General features: G+C 38.8%; 18 protein-coding genes, 1 other RNA gene and 1 pseudogene. 14 read left to right on the forward strand and 6 right to left on the reverse strand.

Annotated features, from left to right (window positions below):
* Positions 1-83: 83 nt before the first annotated feature.
* The 4 genes and pseudogenes from H6F62_RS07950 to H6F62_RS07965 form a co-directional block, all read left to right on the forward strand.
* Complete coding sequence (locus H6F62_RS07950) at positions 84-1,697, forward strand: bifunctional pantoate--beta-alanine ligase/(d)CMP kinase (protein ID WP_190371767.1); 1,614 nt, start codon at positions 84-86, stop codon at positions 1,695-1,697.
* 83 nt (positions 1,698-1,780) lie between these two features.
* A complete protein-coding gene (locus H6F62_RS20900) occupies positions 1,781-1,933 on the forward strand; it encodes a type I restriction-modification system subunit M N-terminal domain-containing protein (RefSeq protein WP_242025932.1) in 153 nt (50 codons plus the stop codon).
* A gap of 15 nt (positions 1,934-1,948) precedes the next feature.
* Positions 1,949-2,119, forward strand: a complete 171-nt coding sequence (locus tag H6F62_RS20905) for a hypothetical protein (protein ID WP_190371768.1) — start codon at positions 1,949-1,951, stop codon at positions 2,117-2,119.
* A pseudogene (locus tag H6F62_RS07965) lies at positions 2,114-2,251 on the forward strand (DUF4277 domain-containing protein); the annotation flags it as partial. The gene H6F62_RS20905 and the pseudogene H6F62_RS07965, both read left to right, overlap by 6 nt.
* An 84-nt stretch (positions 2,252-2,335) precedes the next feature.
* Here H6F62_RS07965 and H6F62_RS20910 read toward each other — a convergent pair.
* From H6F62_RS20910 to cobU, 3 genes are all read right to left on the reverse strand, one after another.
* Positions 2,336-2,512 (reverse strand): hypothetical protein, encoded by a 177-nt coding sequence (locus H6F62_RS20910; protein WP_236097132.1) that lies wholly within the window; start codon positions 2,510-2,512, stop codon positions 2,336-2,338.
* Positions 2,513-2,796: 284 nt separating this feature from the next.
* Positions 2,797-3,188: a transfer-messenger RNA gene (ssrA, locus tag H6F62_RS07975) on the reverse strand.
* Positions 3,189-3,313: 125 nt separating this feature from the next.
* The gene (gene cobU / locus H6F62_RS07980) at positions 3,314-3,862 is read right to left on the reverse strand and encodes a bifunctional adenosylcobinamide kinase/adenosylcobinamide-phosphate guanylyltransferase (protein WP_137908188.1); all 549 of its coding nucleotides are present in this window, start codon (positions 3,860-3,862) and stop codon (positions 3,314-3,316) included.
* Positions 3,863-4,018: 156 nt separating this feature from the next.
* Between cobU and H6F62_RS07985 the strand changes: the two genes are divergently transcribed.
* From H6F62_RS07985 to H6F62_RS08010, 6 genes are all read left to right on the forward strand, one after another.
* Entirely contained in the window at positions 4,019-4,813 is a 795-nt protein-coding gene (locus H6F62_RS07985; protein WP_190371769.1) for a hypothetical protein, read from the forward strand.
* A gap of 169 nt (positions 4,814-4,982) precedes the next feature.
* Positions 4,983-6,209 carry a DUF262 domain-containing protein gene (locus H6F62_RS07990; RefSeq protein ID WP_228036461.1) on the forward strand — a complete coding sequence of 409 codons (1,227 nt, stop codon included), beginning with the start codon at positions 4,983-4,985 and terminating at the stop codon, positions 6,207-6,209.
* Positions 6,210-6,223: 14 nt separating this feature from the next.
* Positions 6,224-6,874, forward strand: a complete 651-nt coding sequence (locus H6F62_RS07995; RefSeq protein ID WP_028089266.1) for a HEPN domain-containing protein — start codon at positions 6,224-6,226, stop codon at positions 6,872-6,874.
* A 37-nt stretch (positions 6,875-6,911) separates the two neighbouring features.
* Positions 6,912-7,220, forward strand: coding sequence for a hypothetical protein (locus tag H6F62_RS08000; protein WP_137908190.1), 309 nt, complete (start codon positions 6,912-6,914; stop codon positions 7,218-7,220).
* A gap of 78 nt (positions 7,221-7,298) precedes the next feature.
* Positions 7,299-8,390 carry a redox-regulated ATPase YchF gene (ychF, locus tag H6F62_RS08005; protein ID WP_137908191.1) on the forward strand — a complete coding sequence of 364 codons (1,092 nt, stop codon included), beginning with the start codon at positions 7,299-7,301 and terminating at the stop codon, positions 8,388-8,390.
* A 1,010-nt stretch (positions 8,391-9,400) separates the two neighbouring features.
* Complete coding sequence (locus tag H6F62_RS08010; RefSeq protein ID WP_137908204.1) at positions 9,401-11,872, forward strand: ATP-dependent Clp protease ATP-binding subunit; 2,472 nt, start codon at positions 9,401-9,403, stop codon at positions 11,870-11,872.
* 186 nt (positions 11,873-12,058) lie between these two features.
* Here H6F62_RS08010 and H6F62_RS08015 read toward each other — a convergent pair whose 3' ends face one another.
* A complete protein-coding gene (locus H6F62_RS08015) occupies positions 12,059-12,616 on the reverse strand; it encodes a hypothetical protein (RefSeq protein ID WP_137908192.1) in 558 nt (185 codons plus the stop codon).
* 328 nt (positions 12,617-12,944) lie between these two features.
* Between H6F62_RS08015 and H6F62_RS08020 the strand changes: the two genes are divergently transcribed.
* The 3 genes from H6F62_RS08020 to H6F62_RS08030 all read left to right on the forward strand — a co-directional run bounded on the left by H6F62_RS08020 (position 12,945) and on the right by H6F62_RS08030 (position 13,804).
* Positions 12,945-13,289 (forward strand): hypothetical protein, encoded by a 345-nt coding sequence (locus tag H6F62_RS08020; protein ID WP_137908193.1) that lies wholly within the window; start codon positions 12,945-12,947, stop codon positions 13,287-13,289.
* Entirely contained in the window at positions 13,237-13,506 is a 270-nt protein-coding gene (locus H6F62_RS08025) for a hypothetical protein (RefSeq protein ID WP_137908194.1), read from the forward strand. The genes H6F62_RS08020 and H6F62_RS08025 overlap by 53 nt, the downstream gene beginning before the upstream one ends.
* A gap of 91 nt (positions 13,507-13,597) precedes the next feature.
* Positions 13,598-13,804 carry a hypothetical protein gene (locus H6F62_RS08030; RefSeq protein WP_137908195.1) on the forward strand — a complete coding sequence of 69 codons (207 nt, stop codon included), beginning with the start codon at positions 13,598-13,600 and terminating at the stop codon, positions 13,802-13,804.
* A gap of 13 nt (positions 13,805-13,817) precedes the next feature.
* On the opposite strand, the gene H6F62_RS08035 is transcribed toward H6F62_RS08030, so the two are convergent.
* Both H6F62_RS08035 and H6F62_RS08040 read right to left on the reverse strand, forming a co-directional pair.
* Positions 13,818-14,096, reverse strand: coding sequence for a PIN domain-containing protein (locus H6F62_RS08035; RefSeq protein ID WP_190371770.1), 279 nt, complete (start codon positions 14,094-14,096; stop codon positions 13,818-13,820).
* Entirely contained in the window at positions 14,093-14,314 is a 222-nt protein-coding gene (locus tag H6F62_RS08040) for a hypothetical protein (protein WP_137908196.1), read from the reverse strand. The genes H6F62_RS08035 and H6F62_RS08040 overlap by 4 nt, the downstream gene beginning before the upstream one ends.
* Before the next feature lie 387 nt (positions 14,315-14,701).
* Between H6F62_RS08040 and H6F62_RS08045 the strand changes: the two genes are divergently transcribed.
* Positions 14,702-15,301 carry a ferric reductase-like transmembrane domain-containing protein gene (locus H6F62_RS08045; RefSeq protein ID WP_190371771.1) on the forward strand — a complete coding sequence of 200 codons (600 nt, stop codon included), beginning with the start codon at positions 14,702-14,704 and terminating at the stop codon, positions 15,299-15,301.
* Positions 15,302-15,321 lie beyond the last annotated feature (20 nt).

Raw genomic sequence — 15,321 nt, forward strand, 5'->3', positions numbered from 1 at the left:
TCCCCCAATTATCGATTGTGCCACGCCGCGCTATCAGATATACACTAACGGGGGAAAGGATCGAAAGGAACTGGGGGTTTTTTGTGCAGGTGCTGACAACAGTTACGGCTTTACGCTTTTATTTGAATGGCCGTCGGAGGTATTGCCATTTCGGGACGACCGAGGATGGGGCAGTTGATGATCAAGCTGTTTGGTATCCCACTGCGGTGGGTTTAGTGCCAACTATGGGTAGTTTACATCAAGGGCATCTTAGTTTGATTCACCGAGCTAGAAAGGAAAATTCCACGGTAATTGTCAGTATTTTTGTTAATCCGCTGCAATTTGGACCAAATGAGGACTATCAACGCTATCCCCGGACTCTAGCACAGGACAGGGAATTTTGTCAACAAGCGGGTGTAGATGCGATTTTTGCCCCAACTCCCCAAGAAATTGGTCTGCCTCTACAGAATATTGCAGAAACTCAAATGACACAAGTTATCCCTCCATCTGCTATGATGTCTGGTTTGTGTGGTAATTTTCGGCCGGGTCATTTTGCGGGGGTAGCCACGATTGTGACTAAACTCTTCAACTTGGTACAACCTGACCGAGCTTACTTTGGACAAAAGGATGGTCAACAACTGGCAATTATTAAGCGGTTAGTAACTGATTTGAATTTGCCCGTTGAGATTGTGACTTGTCCCACGGTGCGGGAATTGTCTGGCTTGGCTTTAAGTTCTCGGAATCAATATTTGACTACCACGGAAAAAGAGCAAGCAACGGTGTTATTTAAAGCTTTAGAACAAGCTGAAGCGGCGTTTCAAGCTGGCGTTCGTCACAGTAGTGAGCTAATAGCATTGGTAAGGCAAGAAATCGCAAAAGTTAGGGCTATCAGCTTGGAATATATTGAATTAGTTGAACCAAATACGTTGATGTTTTTAGAAAAAGTTGAGAATGAAGGAATGTTGGCGATCGCGGCTCGTCTTGGTTCTACCAGGTTAATTGACAACACGATTCTACGGGATGTCAAGGATCAAATCCGTCAACCGATTATCGCTATTGACGGTCCTGCGGGCGCTGGTAAATCTACAGTCGCTCGTCAAGTGGCACAGGAATTAGGTTTAGTATATCTAGATACAGGAGCTATGTACCGAGCCATCACTTGGCTAGTGCTGGAACAGGGTATTGATATTAATGATGATTGTGCCGTAGCTGAATTGGCGACGCGGTGTAAAATTGAACTTACTCCTGGTGAAAGTCTGCAATCTCCCGTAAAAGTCCAGATTAATGATATAGATGTCACTGAAAAAATTCGCACAGTTGAGGTAACATCTCTAGTATCAGCGATCGCCGCCCAAAGTGCAGTCCGACAAGCATTGGTTAGACAACAGCAAAGTTGGGGACAACGGGGGGGTTTAGTAGCGGAAGGTAGAGACATTGGGACTCATGTTTTCCCCGATGCGGAAGTTAAAATCTTTTTAACTGCTTCTGTGGGTGAACGGGCCCGTCGTCGTCAGCAAGACTTTGAAAAACAAAATCAACCCCAAGTTAGTTTAGAACAGCTAGAACGGGACATTGCTGAAAGAGACTTGAAAGACAGCACTCGCAAGATTTCCCCTTTACAAAAAGCGGCTGATGCTATTGAGGTCGAAACTGATGGTTTAACGGCTTCTGAAGTGGCTGCACAAATTATTAGCCATTATCAGCGGCTCTCTGATTAATTACAATCATGGTGGGTAACTTACTCACCATTGCAAATTTAATGAAACATTGGGACAGTAAGTCTAATACAAATTCTATAAATATGGTAGCAATTACAGAAAATTATCATCATCAAGATTTAATTGGTTTTATTTGGGCTATTGCTGATAAACTCCGTGGACCCTACCGCCCGCCCCAATATGGTCGGGTGATGTTGCCCTTGATTGTGTTGCGGCGTTTATATTCTGTTTTATAACCTACTAAACTAGCTGTGATAGAAGCTAAAGCCAAATATGAAGCAATGGGGTTAAACGGTGAGGCTTTTAAAAAAGCGATCGCTAAAGTAGGCATTGGGGTAGAGCGTCAACAGCCCTTGCATAATCTTAGTGGCTTTACATCCCACATTCCGCACCCCAACTGTCACACATCAACAAAAATCTGATTGAACGGGTTAGGATTCGTATCGAAACCTTTATATATGTTTCCCAAATATTTTCAAACAATAGCCTGTGAACATCTAATAGGAGCAGGAATTAAACCAGAATATCTTAACGACGATAAACTGGGAAGGGTTTAGATTTAAGCGGTTAAGAGTCCGTGACAAGCTTAATACACTTACCTCTATTCCTTTACTCTCTTTGATTATTTCCTGAATTTCTCACCAGTCTATATCACTTTTCTCTGTGACTATTTTCTTGAACAATTCTTGATTTTCACCTGGAATTTTCGAGCGCCTATCTCCTCCTTGAGGCTTGGCAGTTATTTCCGATGTCTCTCGATATCGACGCAAAAAGTCACGGATGAAGGATAAACTAACTTTGAATCGTTCCGCCAATTCTCTTTGTGTACCTTCTTTATTTTCCCAGGCACTTAATATCTTTTGTCGTAGGTCTATCGAATATGGGGCTATTTCTCAATAATCTTCTTTTTTACATCTTTATAATTTTACCATTCTTGTGGCGGGTTTGATCTCAAATTGCTGTAAAACTGTTCCCTGTTAAGAGTTCCCTGCCCTCACAGACAACTTATTCAGCAAGCCCTAAGTAACCTGGCTACAGCTATACATAGCAAAAAGCCCACCTACACATTAAAGTATTTAGCGGGCTTAAGAGTTATTGAAAATGGAGCTTATGGGAGTCGAACCCATGTCCAAATTGGGTATTAACCCTCCACTCGTTCACAGGTTTAGCCTTTCTGACCCTCAAGGCGGGAATCGTTCATTATCCCGAACGTAGGATGCTCTGATTTAATCTTAGCCACCAAACCAACCAGAGAACGTTTGTTGGAGCATCCGTTGGGGGTTAGGTCTTTAATCCTTAACGGAGTCAAATTAAAGACGCTCGAACCTGTAAGAGGTGTTTTAGGCAGCTACTAGAGCTTCCCGACGAGCAAATTTTACGATATTGTTCGCATTTACTTTTTTTTCGAGTCTTTGATTTCCGAGAGATGACTCGCTCTCGACCTGAATCACAGAGTAGCTTTCGCCAACCTGTCGAAACCGTTAAAGCCCCATACACTTCACATTTCTATTATAGTACGGAATTTTGTCAGTTGGCAAATAAAAATTATAAAATTATCTCTATTTAATTTTCTATTTAATTTTTCTAATTTTTTGGCATAATTGGCATCAATTAAATTAAAACTTAGGTAATGGTAACGGTACGCCTAGTAAACTTAAGTTGAGAACATGACCACCCGCCACTAAGTAAACAGGTTCACAAATATTACCTAATTTCCGTACTAAAATACCGAGGCGATCGCGGAATTTGCGCCCCTGATGATAAGCTGGAACTACACCCCAACCTGTTTCTTCCGCCACAAATATGATATCAGCTGCAACTAAGGGCAAGGTTTCTAGCAACTCCTTTACAGTATTTTCCCAGATTACATCTTCTATTTCTAGAAAATTAGCTACCCAAGTTCCCAAAGAATCAACTAACAAGCAAGTATCGGTCTGGGATTGAGCTAAAGTAGTCGTAAGTTCCACTGGTACACACAGAGTCAGCCAATCTTGAGGTCGTCGTTGTTGGTGTTTTTCAATGCGTTGTTGCCACTCTTGATCATCTGGATTTTGTGTAGCTGTGGCGACATATACAACTGTTTTTCCTGAATTTTCTGCCAAATTTTCCGCCCATTCGCTTTTACCTGACCGGGCTGCACCCGTCACCAAAATCAATTTATTCATGACTGATTTCATTGTATAATACTTGCAGGGAAAGAATCCACGAGGGAAATTAAGTGTCCCTAGAGGAAAGCCGACTAAATTTACCAATCTGAGCAGAAATTCATTGTCCATCCTCAATTCTTTTTTGATCAAGACCATAAATTTTAGGATATTTTTATGAAACCAGGGTTAAAACGCATCGAGGCAACGCTACATGACTTAAAAACTCGCCATGATGATGTTACTACAGAAACGGGTGATCAAACAAAACGATCTTTCTCCTTTCGGATTAGCATCGGACACCCCGAATATACGGACAATTTTGCCGCTACAGGAGCAGCCCAGAATACAAACTTAAATACAGACCTTAATCATGGAAGTTCAGAGGATGTATTTCCTCATCATGATTCTGTACCAGTTTTTCCAGACCGAGAGACTGGAGAAAAAACACCAACTCTCCCTAAATTTAAAACCCCGTCTTTTAGTAGTCATCGTCACGGAGCTAACCCAGCGCTGGCCATGAATATGCTCCAAGCAATTGAAGAAAAAGTTGCTAGTTGGCAAATAGAACTGCAAACTATTGTACAACAAATTCAGGATATTTATTTAGAAGGTGCAATTATTAATGGTTGGTTAGAATCTCATCCCCAACAACCGGAAACAGGTGTAACAGCTACGTTGCGTCATGCCGAAGTAGATCGACTCATGGACTATGTAGAGGAAATTTGCGCTAATGGTGACAAAAAATCTTATAAATCAGTGCATACTGACTATCGCCTCTGTGGAGTAGATGCAGCGGGTCAGGTTTGGTCACGCCCCTGTCCAGTAGAACAAGTGCCTAGTGTTAGTATAGCGATCGCTCGTCATAAAAGATTACGGCAATTATTAGGACGTAAACAAGATTTAGAAAATCGCTTGAGTCAATTAGCGGAGACTTTAGTAATGTTACATAGTCATATTCAACAAAGTTGAAAAAATTACAGCATACAGCATAATTCAGGAGTAAAACTGTCTTGGTATTCGTCCTTGAGGGGTGTGTTAGCTGTATTCGTACGCACCCCACGTATGTTTTGAAGAATCAAGCCGGATTCCTATATGATATGATATATTTTAAATTCAAACCCTTATGCAAACGGAAACTATGACTAACGAAGAAGAAATCTTTTTTGAGGAAGAGGAAGATCAAGAAATTGAGCCTGAACCGCTGAGTGGGTTAATTCCTGAATTAAAGCAAATTCGAGAAATTGTTGTTTCTGGTAGTGACTGGACAACAGAGACAATCTTTAATCAACTTGATCGGGGTAATATAGAGTTAAATCCAAGATTTCAAAGACGAGACGCTTGGGATATCACTCGTAAAAGTAGGTTTATCGAATCACTTATACTTGGGTTTCCAGTACCACAAATAGTATTAGCTGTTAATCGTCAGGAAAAAGGTAAATTTATTGTTCTTGATGGGAAACAACGATTGTTAACTATTCTGCAATTTTATGGTGGAAGTGATGAAAGAATATCGAATAATAACAATGCCTTTGCTTTAAAAAATCTAGAATTTAGACGTGATTTAATTGGCAAAAAATATGAAGATTTTAAAAATGATGTCTTTTTGAGTTCTGTACGTAATGATCTTGATAACCAAACTATTCGTACAGTATTAATTAGGAGTTGGACCCAGGAAAACTTACTATATAAAATTTTTCTGCGGCTGAATATAGGGGGTACTCCATTATCCCCTCAAGAGCTAAGACAAGCATTACATCCAGGTACTTTTACCAATTGGTTAGATGATCAATCAGTTGAAAGTAAGGCTCTGAGAAAGATATTTAAATCATCAAATCCTGATTATCGGATGCGTGATGTTGAATTACTATTACGTTATATAGGATTTCATTATTTTTTATCTGATTATAGGGGAAATCTCAAGGAATTTCTTGACATGACTTGTGAAAGGCTTAATAATCAGAGATATCATGATATTACAAATATAGTCAATCAATTTGAAGAAGCAGTACAAACAACTATTAATATATTTGAAGAAAAAAACTTCTCTCGTTTATGGTCGAGCAGAAATAATAAATATCAAAGCCAATTCAATCGAGCAATTTTAGATGTGATGGTTTTTTATTTTGCAGATGAAATAATCAGGAAATCTGCTGAAGATCATCAAGAAAAAGTTAAAGTTGCTTTTCAGGAATTATGTTCATCAAACAGTGATTTTAGAGAAGCTGTTGAACGCAGAACGCAGAATATTCCTGAGATTTATAATCGTCTCAGGTTGTGGGGTGAAAGTCTCCGAAAAGTTTTAGAAATAAACTTTAATGTACCTGAACTAGATGGGAATCGGATTATTTTCAATGGTTTGAGGTAGGTTCTTAATAAGATATGCCAGAATCTGATAAATTTATTACTTTAAGAACCCAGCTAAACAGGTTAAAAGACGAATTTCTTCCTGAAATTAGCCCGACAAGTTCATATTCCGAGAGTCAGTTATCTAGAACTGCTGCATACAGAGTTCTTGCTCATGCTGAAATTGAGTCTTATCTTGAAGAAAGAGCTTGGGAAGTTGTTCAAAATGCCAAAACTCTGTGGGATACAAGCGGTAAAACAACTCGTACTTTAATATGTCTGCTTGGTTTCTCTGATTTAACTATGGATAAACCACCAGATACACTTAGAAAACCCAACAATGTAAGTCAAGATAATCACTATAAGCGATTGCAAATAACTGAAAAAATAAATTCAGCTATCAATAGCTTTAAGAAGGTTATTGATAATAATCATGGATTAAAAGAAAAAAATATTTTAGCATTACTATTACCCATAGGAATAAATAGTAATGACTTAGATCCTAATAATACTTGGCTTGCTAATATGAATACATTTGGACAAAAACGAGGTCTTGTAGCCCATAAATCAGCTACATCATACATGACTATTCAAACTCCAGATCCGGCAAATGAATTAAATACTGTAACCCAAATTACTGATGAACTTTTAAGAATAGATGAATTAATCAATAATTTGATAGAATAAAATGTAAAATATTCTTACTTTGAAAAAATCAAACAACATGAACTTAAAAGATATCAAACAAAAACTATTCCCCATTATCAAAATCATCTCCACCGCACTCATCACCGGCGCAATGGGGTTAGAATTATGGAATATGCAAACATCCATAACCAATAATCAACTACCAAGTATCTTAACCCCAGCTTTAATCATTGCCCATATTGCCCTATCTGCTCATTTTATGGAAGCATTAATTGCCGCTTATTATGCCCCAACACGCAATCAGACAGCAATCAAATATGCAATTTATACATTTTTTGTCGGTACAGTTGGTTTGTTAGAATTGTGGGAAAATCAGGATACCTAAAATATTCTCCCCAGTTTCTCCACCATCTTCACCCGTTTGAATTATCCTTATACTTGACACCAAAATCTAAAATCTACAATGCTAAGAGCCGGAATTGTCGGACTTCCCAACGTCGGAAAATCAACCTTATTTAACGCTGTAGTCGCTAACGCTAAAGCTGAAGCCGCTAATTTCCCATTTTGCACCATTGAACCCAATGTTGGCATGGTCTCAGTCCCCGATGACCGGTTAAACGTTTTAGCAAAAATTGCTACCTCAGTACAAATTGTCCCCGCCCGTGTGGAATTTGTGGACATTGCTGGCTTGGTCAAAGGTGCGAGTCAAGGAGAAGGACTAGGTAATCAATTTTTATCCCACATTCGAGAAGTTGATGCCATAGTTCATGTTGTCCGTTGTTTTGAAAATGATGATATCATTCACGTAGCCGGTTCTGTTGACCCAGCGCGAGATATTGAAATCATTAATTTAGAACTTGGTTTATCAGATTTATCCCAAATTGAAAAACGCATTGAGAGAACTCGCAAAGCCGCACGCACTAGTAAAGATGCACAATTTGAAGTGACAATTTTAGAAAAATTAGCCGCTGCTTTAAATGAAGGTAAATCTGTCCGTCAAGTCAGTTTGACTACAGAAGAATCTGAAATTATTAAAGGATTAGGATTACTTACCAATAAACCAATTATTTATGCTGCTAATGTGTCTGAAGAAGACTTAGCAACGGGTAATGATTTTGTGGAAAAAGTTCGAGAAGTCGCTGCGATCGAAAATGCCCAAGTTGTGATAGTATCCGCACAAGTAGAAGCGGAATTAGTCGAATTACCAGAAGCCGATAAAGCTGACTTTCTGGAATCTTTAGGTGTGAAAGAAGGTGGTTTAAAATCCTTAATTCGTGCAACTTACACCCTTTTAGGTTTGCGGACTTATTTCACCTGTGGACCAAAAGAAACCCGCGCTTGGACAATAAATGCCGGAATGTCAGCACCCCAAGCGGCAGGAGTCATTCACTCTGATTTTGAACGGGGATTTATTCGCGCTGAAACTGTCGCTTATAATGATTTAGTAAATTATGGTTCCATGAATGCAGCCAAAGAAAAAGGATTAGTGAGAAGTGAAGGAAAAGAGTATATTGTCCAAGAAGGTGATGTGATGTTATTCCGATTTAATGTGTAGCAATTAGCTAACGCCACGCTACGCTATCGGCGATTAGAAATCGCTAACGAAGTCCACCTACGTGGACTAACTAAAAATTAAGGGTTTGAAACATAAAAGATGGGTTTTGTCTGTGTGCAAGATGAACTGCCACTTCCATTCACCAAGGCAAGTAATAAATTAGACTGTATTTTAATTCTTGTGGGGTGGGCATCCCTGACGGACTTCATGTATAAATTAAATGTATTTTAACAGCAATTTAAGATCAAACCCGCCACAAGAACGGTAAAATTATTATGACACAACATTATGGTAGAGGTGAAGGTGGAATCAGAGTTGATGATGACCGCCCTGGAAATAAAGGACAAAATATCACTCAACTGGTTTAATCATTGTGGCTTATTTTTTGAGCCTATTTAAATAGCTCTTTTTGTGGCGGGTTTGATCGCAAACTGCTGTAACATCTAAAAGAGATACTAGTATTCACCGGTCAGCAGTCAGTGGGTTCTTGAAAAGGGAACTAAATCCAAAATTAGCGCTGATAGCTGAACATTCGCTTGTTAAAAGTGAGATTAAATTAATCACCAGTATTTAACTCTGGCTTTGAAAACTCGAAATAAAAATTTTCACCAGCCGACTACTTTAAACCACATTTATGAAGATAAAATAAATTTTTTGCCCTGATTTTATATCAAAATATATTGTATTAAAATTTTTATCTATATAAAAAACTTATCATTAAGCCAATTAATTTGACAATGCTAGACATTTTATGATATGTAGTTTTGTTTGGGAGGGTTAACCAAAAACCCCACATCAATGGTTCACTGTTTGGATTTACCCCCCCAAAATGCTGGTAAAATCACTCTCCTCAGTACACTAACTCCAAAGAAAGAATTAATAGCTACTCATTAACCCATCAACCTGTGTCATGGTAATTGGATATCTAATATTGTTGATATAGATATCCAAAATTTTAGCCTGTGCTAAAATCAGCATACCGGCACGACGCAGGTGATGGGAAAAATGCCATGTTTGAACGCTTCACAGAAAAAGCCATTAAGGTAATCATGCTGGCCCAAGAAGAGGCCCGCCGTTTAGGTCACAACTTTGTCGGAACTGAGCAGATCCTCTTGGGTCTGATTGGCGAAGGTACAGGGGTGGCCGCGAAGGTGCTGAAATCAATGGGAGTTAATCTCAAAGATGCTCGCATTGAAGTTGAAAAAATCATAGGACGGGGTTCAGGCTTTGTCGCCGTAGAAATTCCGTTTACGCCACGGGCAAAACGGGTTTTAGAACTATCCTTGGAAGAAGCACGCCAATTGGGGCATAACTACATTGGTACCGAGCATCTGCTGTTGGGACTGATCCGCGAAGGTGAAGGTGTGGCAGCTAGGGTGCTAGAAAACCTGGGTGTAGATTTGACCAAGGTGAGAACCCAAGTGATTCGGATGTTGGGAGAAACGGCGGAAGTTACGCCGGGTGGCCCCTCTGGTCGCACGAAAACCCCAACTCTCGATGAGTTTGGTTCGAACCTGACCCAAATGGCCATAGATAACAAGCTCGATCCTGTGGTGGGACGCGCCAAGGAAATTGAGCGGGTAATCCAAATTTTGGGTCGCCGGACGAAAAATAATCCCGTGTTGATAGGAGAACCAGGTGTTGGTAAAACCGCCATCGCCGAAGGTTTAGCTTCACGTATCGCCAGCAAGGATATCCCCGATATCCTGGAAGATAAGCGTGTAGTCACTCTTGATATTGGTCTGCTGGTAGCAGGAACTAAATATCGTGGTGAATTTGAAGAACGTCTGAAAAAAATTATGGATGAAATCCGCTCGGCGGGTAATGTCATCCTAGTTATTGACGAAGTTCACACCCTCATCGGTGCGGGCGCGGCGGAAGGGGCTATTGATGCAGCGAATATCCTCAAGCCAGCTTTGGCCCGGGGTGAATTACAATGTATCGGCGCGACTACTTTGGATGAGTACCGCAAGCACATTGAACGGGATGCAGCGTTGGAAAGACGCTTCCAGCCTGTGATGGTGGGTGAGCCAAGCGTTGATGAGACAATAGAAATTTTATATGGTTTGCGCGATCGCTATGAAGCACACCACAAGCTGAAAATATCCGATGAAGCATTGGTGGCGGCGGCTAAGTTGTCTGATCGTTACATTAGCGATCGCTATTTGCCAGATAAAGCCATTGATTTGGTGGATGAAGCCGGCTCACGGGTGCGCTTAATTAACTCCCAACTGCCCCCAGCAGCTAAGGAATTAGACAAAGAACTACGGCAAATCTTAAAAGAAAAAGATGATGCAGTCCGTTCTCAGGACTTTGATCGGGCGGGGGAATTGCGCGATCGGGAAATGGAAATCAAGGCGGAAATCCGCACTATTGCCCAAACTAAGAGTAACGGCTCTAGTGGTGACGGTATTGAACCCGTAGTTACAGAAGAAGACATTGCTCACATTGTCGCTTCCTGGACTGGTGTACCAGTTAACAAACTCACTGAATCTGAGTCCGAGAAGTTGCTGCACATGGAAGATACCTTACATCAGCGCCTCATCGGTCAAGATGACGCTGTGAAGGCTGTTTCCCGCGCTATTCGTCGCGCTCGTGTCGGTTTAAAAAATCCTAATCGGCCGATCGCTAGTTTTGTCTTCTCCGGTCCAACTGGGGTGGGTAAAACTGAATTGGCAAAATCCTTAGCCTCTTATTTCTTCGGTTCAGAAGAAGCGATGATTCGCTTAGATATGTCCGAATACATGGAGCGTCACACCGTCAGTAAGTTGATCGGTTCACCTCCTGGTTATGTCGGTTACAACGAAGGTGGTCAGCTAACAGAAGCTGTCCGTCGTCGTCCTTACACTGTGGTGTTATTCGATGAAATCGAAAAAGCCCACCCGGATGTCTTCAATATGCTCTTACAAATTTTGGAAGATGGGCGTTTAACTGACGCGAAAGGTCGCACGGTGGACTTTAAGAACACTTTGCTGATTTTAACTTCCAATATTGGTTCTAAGGTAATTGAAAAAGGCGGTAGCGGTATTGGTTTCGATTTTGCTGAAGATGCTAACGAATCTCAATATAATCGCATTCGTTCTTTAGTGAATGAGGAACTGAAGAATTACTTCCGTCCTGAGTTCTTGAACCGGTTAGATGAAATTATCGTCTTCCGTCAGTTGAATAAGGCTGAAGTCACGGAAATCGCCGATATCATGCTCAAGGAAGTGTTTGGTCGCTTGACGGAAAAGGGCATTGTCTTAGAAGTTACAGACCGCTTCAAGGATCGCTTGATCACTGAGGGTTACAGTCCTAGCTACGGTGCAAGGCCATTACGTCGGGCAATTATGCGCTTGTTAGAAGATAGTTTGGCGGAAGAAATTCTGTCTGGACGTATCAAAGACGGCGATACTGCTCTTGTTGACGTTGATGAAAATGGCATTGTGCAAGTTAGTTCTCAGCAAACACGGGAGTTATTACCCCAAGGTGTTGAGTCTTAGTTAGGTTTTTTAATTGTTAATTGCACGGTGGAGGATTTCGGTTCTCTACCGTTTTTTTGTTTCGCGCAAAGACGCTAAGGAGCAAATAGGAGAAGGAGATTTTTGTAGCGGACTTAGATGATTGCAACGAACAGTTCGTTGAGAAACTTCCAGGCGCGGAGAGGGGAAGGAGGTTTTTGTAGGGGACTAGTCATCTTCAACTAACCTCGGATCAGGTACTCCGTAAAGTCGTTCGGCTAGATCTATATCACGTTCATAATTTGGTTCATACCCGTAATACTCAAGCTTTGTTAGTGGTCTTTCACTAGAATCATAACTGTAATCATAATTACCGTCTTCAATGTCAAGGCTAAAATCACTTTCAGGCTTAATACGGTCTAATAATTTGTCATTGAGTTCAGGAAATTCTAGAGCAAATTTTTCGATAGACGGAATCCAAGACATACCTGAAAAAACGAAATGAGAGCATCTTACATAAGGAGTACCTTTCTCCAAAAGGTCTGAAATTAATTCCTGTAATTTTTCATCTTCTGTTAGGAAAACAAATTCTTTATTTTCGTGTTTACGGAGAAAATTGAGGTAGTCTAAAAAATACAGTCCTCTTTTGTATAAAATTTCATTTGCTCTAGAGTAGAGATTTTCAGACACCAGAGCATATTTAATACGCCGTCTGCTATTGGGACGATTCAGTTTGATTAAAACTGTTTCATTTTCTTTGACATCAATTTTGTAAACTTTGTACATGGTTATCTCAACTAATCATATATGTACGACTTTCTTAGCATAACATCATGTTTACACTGATTACCAAGAATCAATAAAAAAAAATGGTAACAATAAAAGCATAAAAGGTGCTTATATATTAACTTATAAAAGCTAATAATCACTTTCATTTTTATCTCTCCTGCTGTGTGGGAGATTTTTTTTACAGATGAAGATGCAGCATACAAAATACTTTTTAGCAAGTAGTAATATCACGACCTTTGAGGACGGTATTCTCCCATATACACCATTTTCGGTTAGATATAGACCTCATTAAGTTTGTTATATAAAGTAAATTAGGTAAAATTAAATGACATCAGAATTAATTAATCGTCAAATCACCCTTGACGTTAGACATATTGCCAAGCATTTACCAGGAACACCGCAAATGCAGAGACTTCTAAAAAAAGGACAAGCCGCTCATGTATTTAACGATGAAAATACCATGAATCAAGTTGCTCAGTGCATAATAGAAGAAGGTGAGTTTATCGGCACTGTTCGAGATTATGAACGCTATGGAATGTTTTTTACTGAACCAATAGGTTATAGAATTAGTCCAGATGGTAGTAATATTCCACTTTACTATGGGGAGATAAAAATCAATGCAGACAACCAATACCACGTCATACCCCGCACCAGACCAAGTGAAGAATAACTGGGAATTTACAGAAGTATGGATAGATCCGATGTTATCACCTCCATATATTCTGTTATTACTTTGTGATAGTGAGGGAAATTGTCGAATTTATGATCCAAAACAGGGTGATAAGGTTGTATTTTCTAGTAATGATTATGAAACTGCCAAGTTATGGTTACTAGAAGATGAGTATGAACCATTTGAAGGTAGGCTTTTAGCTGCTGAATTAGTGTAAGTTAGTATATTTTTTGTTTCGCGCAATCTCTCTTATATATCCCCCAGGGTAGACGCTAAGAAAAGTAAGAAATTTTAATAGAGGATGAACGATGACATTAGTTAATTATAAAGCAATGACTCTGAAAGAATTACGTCGTTATATTCTTACTCACAGAGAAGATATTTCAGCTTTTCACGCTTATGTTGATCGTTCTAAATCTGAAGGACGGATGATCACAATTAACCCAAATGATGAAAATTGGAAAGAACAAGTTCAACAGGCGATAATCAAAGATGGAACTGAATCAATTGCATAATTCTTGCAGCGTTTTAGTAATGGTAAAAGATTAATTGAAAGTCTAAAATATTTTTATCAACTGTGCAAATGTGTAAATCTGTGAGAATTTGATAAATTGCATCTTGAGCAACTTTTACACCTGCTGCTTTACGAATAATATAATAAATATTAGTAATTGTAGTAGCAGCAATAAACCCTATAATCTCACTTGCATCAATTTTTGCAAATAGCTTGACTGCATCTTCTACAAAAGGTTCTCGTTCCAGCAAAAAATCTAGGACGACATTCGTATCAATAAAAACTCGCTTCATTGGTATTTTTCAGTTAGATAAGTGACATAATCTCCATTAATATTCTCATCACTGGAGATATTTACACTTTTAGCAATACCACGCAGTCGAGATAAATTACCCTGCTTTGATAGTGATATAGTTTCTTGTTGTATTGATTCTAATATAGTTTGTACCAATTGCCAGCGATCGCTCATTGGTAACTGTAATACTTGTTTTTGCAATTCTTGTAATGTCATAAGCAGATATCAAAAATTATTCATTTTCATTATATATCAATATGATGTATATCGCGTACAGTCAATTAATATACCCAGATCCGAAGCTATTGCTAATTTAAAGGAAAGATTACTTATGTATGGTTATAAACAGTGGCTTGCGGAAGGATAATACTAATGGAAATTCCCCGCATCATACTAATAAAATTCTGTCAACTACCTTTGGAAATATTGCTATTTCTTGCTAATTGTGAAAAAATTAGACCGTATTGTCTGAGAAAAAGTAATAAAGAGTAATAGTGAAGTCAGTATAATTTTCAGTATAGTTTTGATTGCTTTGATTGTTAGCTAAGACTTTTTTGTTTCGGTACTGATATCTAAGTATTCATTGATTAAAGGAATCTGGACATGAACTCTCTATTTAATAACAACTTCAAGGGCTGTTTTAGTTTTGTCGCATTAGTATTTATTGGTTACACCGTCAGTGCTGTATTGTTTTTTTTGATGCCACATACTGATTATGCAAATATTATTGGTTTTTTGTCTTTAATATATTATTCATTGACTATTATTCCTACTATGATAAAAACAGTTTTTCCGAATTTTTATAAGCAACAATCTATTTGGAAAAGCTTATTAAAAACCCGACGCTACACTGGTGTTGCTGCTTTTTGTTTTGCTTGTAATCACGGTGCATTATTGATCTGGACAAGATCTTTAAATCTCTTAGATTTTAATACTTGGATTACTTATTTCCAAGGTTTATCATCAATAATTATTTTCACGATTCTAGCTATAACTTCTAATGATGAAAGTATGAGAAAACTTAAAGGAAATTGGAAAAAAATCCACAATTTAACCTATCTATGTTTGTTTATACTTCCCTGGCATATTTTAGATAAAATGTCCGGTAATTGGACTTATCTCACTCCCTTTGCAGTTATTTTATCTATGAGTCTATGTTTGCTTTTTGTTGTTAGAAAAATAATTGAATTTAAGAAAAAGTAAATGATAAAATTCCTGAAAAA

The organism is Anabaena sp. FACHB-1391 (assembly GCF_014696755.1).
In the GTDB taxonomy this organism is placed as follows: Bacteria; Cyanobacteriota; Cyanobacteriia; order Cyanobacteriales; family Nostocaceae; genus Dolichospermum; species Dolichospermum planctonicum.

What these genes read in the sequence shown, in the direction of transcription:
- H6F62_RS20900 (WP_242025932.1), top strand. Translation starts at nt 1,781, where the DNA reads ATGGTAGCAATTACAGAAAATTATCATCATCAAGATTTAATTGGTTTT.
- cobU (WP_137908188.1), bottom strand. Translation starts at nt 3,862, where the DNA reads ATGAATAAATTGATTTTGGTGACGGGTGCAGCCCGGTCAGGTAAAAGC.
- H6F62_RS07985 (WP_190371769.1), top strand. Translation starts at nt 4,019, where the DNA reads ATGAAACCAGGGTTAAAACGCATCGAGGCAACGCTACATGACTTAAAA.
- H6F62_RS07990 (WP_228036461.1), top strand. Translation starts at nt 4,983, where the DNA reads ATGACTAACGAAGAAGAAATCTTTTTTGAGGAAGAGGAAGATCAAGAA.
- H6F62_RS07995 (WP_028089266.1), top strand. Translation starts at nt 6,224, where the DNA reads ATGCCAGAATCTGATAAATTTATTACTTTAAGAACCCAGCTAAACAGG.
- H6F62_RS08000 (WP_137908190.1), top strand. Translation starts at nt 6,912, where the DNA reads ATGAACTTAAAAGATATCAAACAAAAACTATTCCCCATTATCAAAATC.
- ychF (WP_137908191.1), top strand. Translation starts at nt 7,299, where the DNA reads ATGCTAAGAGCCGGAATTGTCGGACTTCCCAACGTCGGAAAATCAACC.
- H6F62_RS08010 (WP_137908204.1), top strand. Translation starts at nt 9,401, where the DNA reads ATGTTTGAACGCTTCACAGAAAAAGCCATTAAGGTAATCATGCTGGCC.
- H6F62_RS08015 (WP_137908192.1), bottom strand. Translation starts at nt 12,616, where the DNA reads ATGTACAAAGTTTACAAAATTGATGTCAAAGAAAATGAAACAGTTTTA.
- H6F62_RS08020 (WP_137908193.1), top strand. Translation starts at nt 12,945, where the DNA reads ATGACATCAGAATTAATTAATCGTCAAATCACCCTTGACGTTAGACAT.
- H6F62_RS08025 (WP_137908194.1), top strand. Translation starts at nt 13,237, where the DNA reads ATGCAGACAACCAATACCACGTCATACCCCGCACCAGACCAAGTGAAG.
- H6F62_RS08030 (WP_137908195.1), top strand. Translation starts at nt 13,598, where the DNA reads ATGACATTAGTTAATTATAAAGCAATGACTCTGAAAGAATTACGTCGT.
- H6F62_RS08035 (WP_190371770.1), bottom strand. Translation starts at nt 14,096, where the DNA reads ATGAAGCGAGTTTTTATTGATACGAATGTCGTCCTAGATTTTTTGCTG.
- H6F62_RS08040 (WP_137908196.1), bottom strand. Translation starts at nt 14,314, where the DNA reads ATGACATTACAAGAATTGCAAAAACAAGTATTACAGTTACCAATGAGC.
- H6F62_RS08045 (WP_190371771.1), top strand. Translation starts at nt 14,702, where the DNA reads ATGAACTCTCTATTTAATAACAACTTCAAGGGCTGTTTTAGTTTTGTC.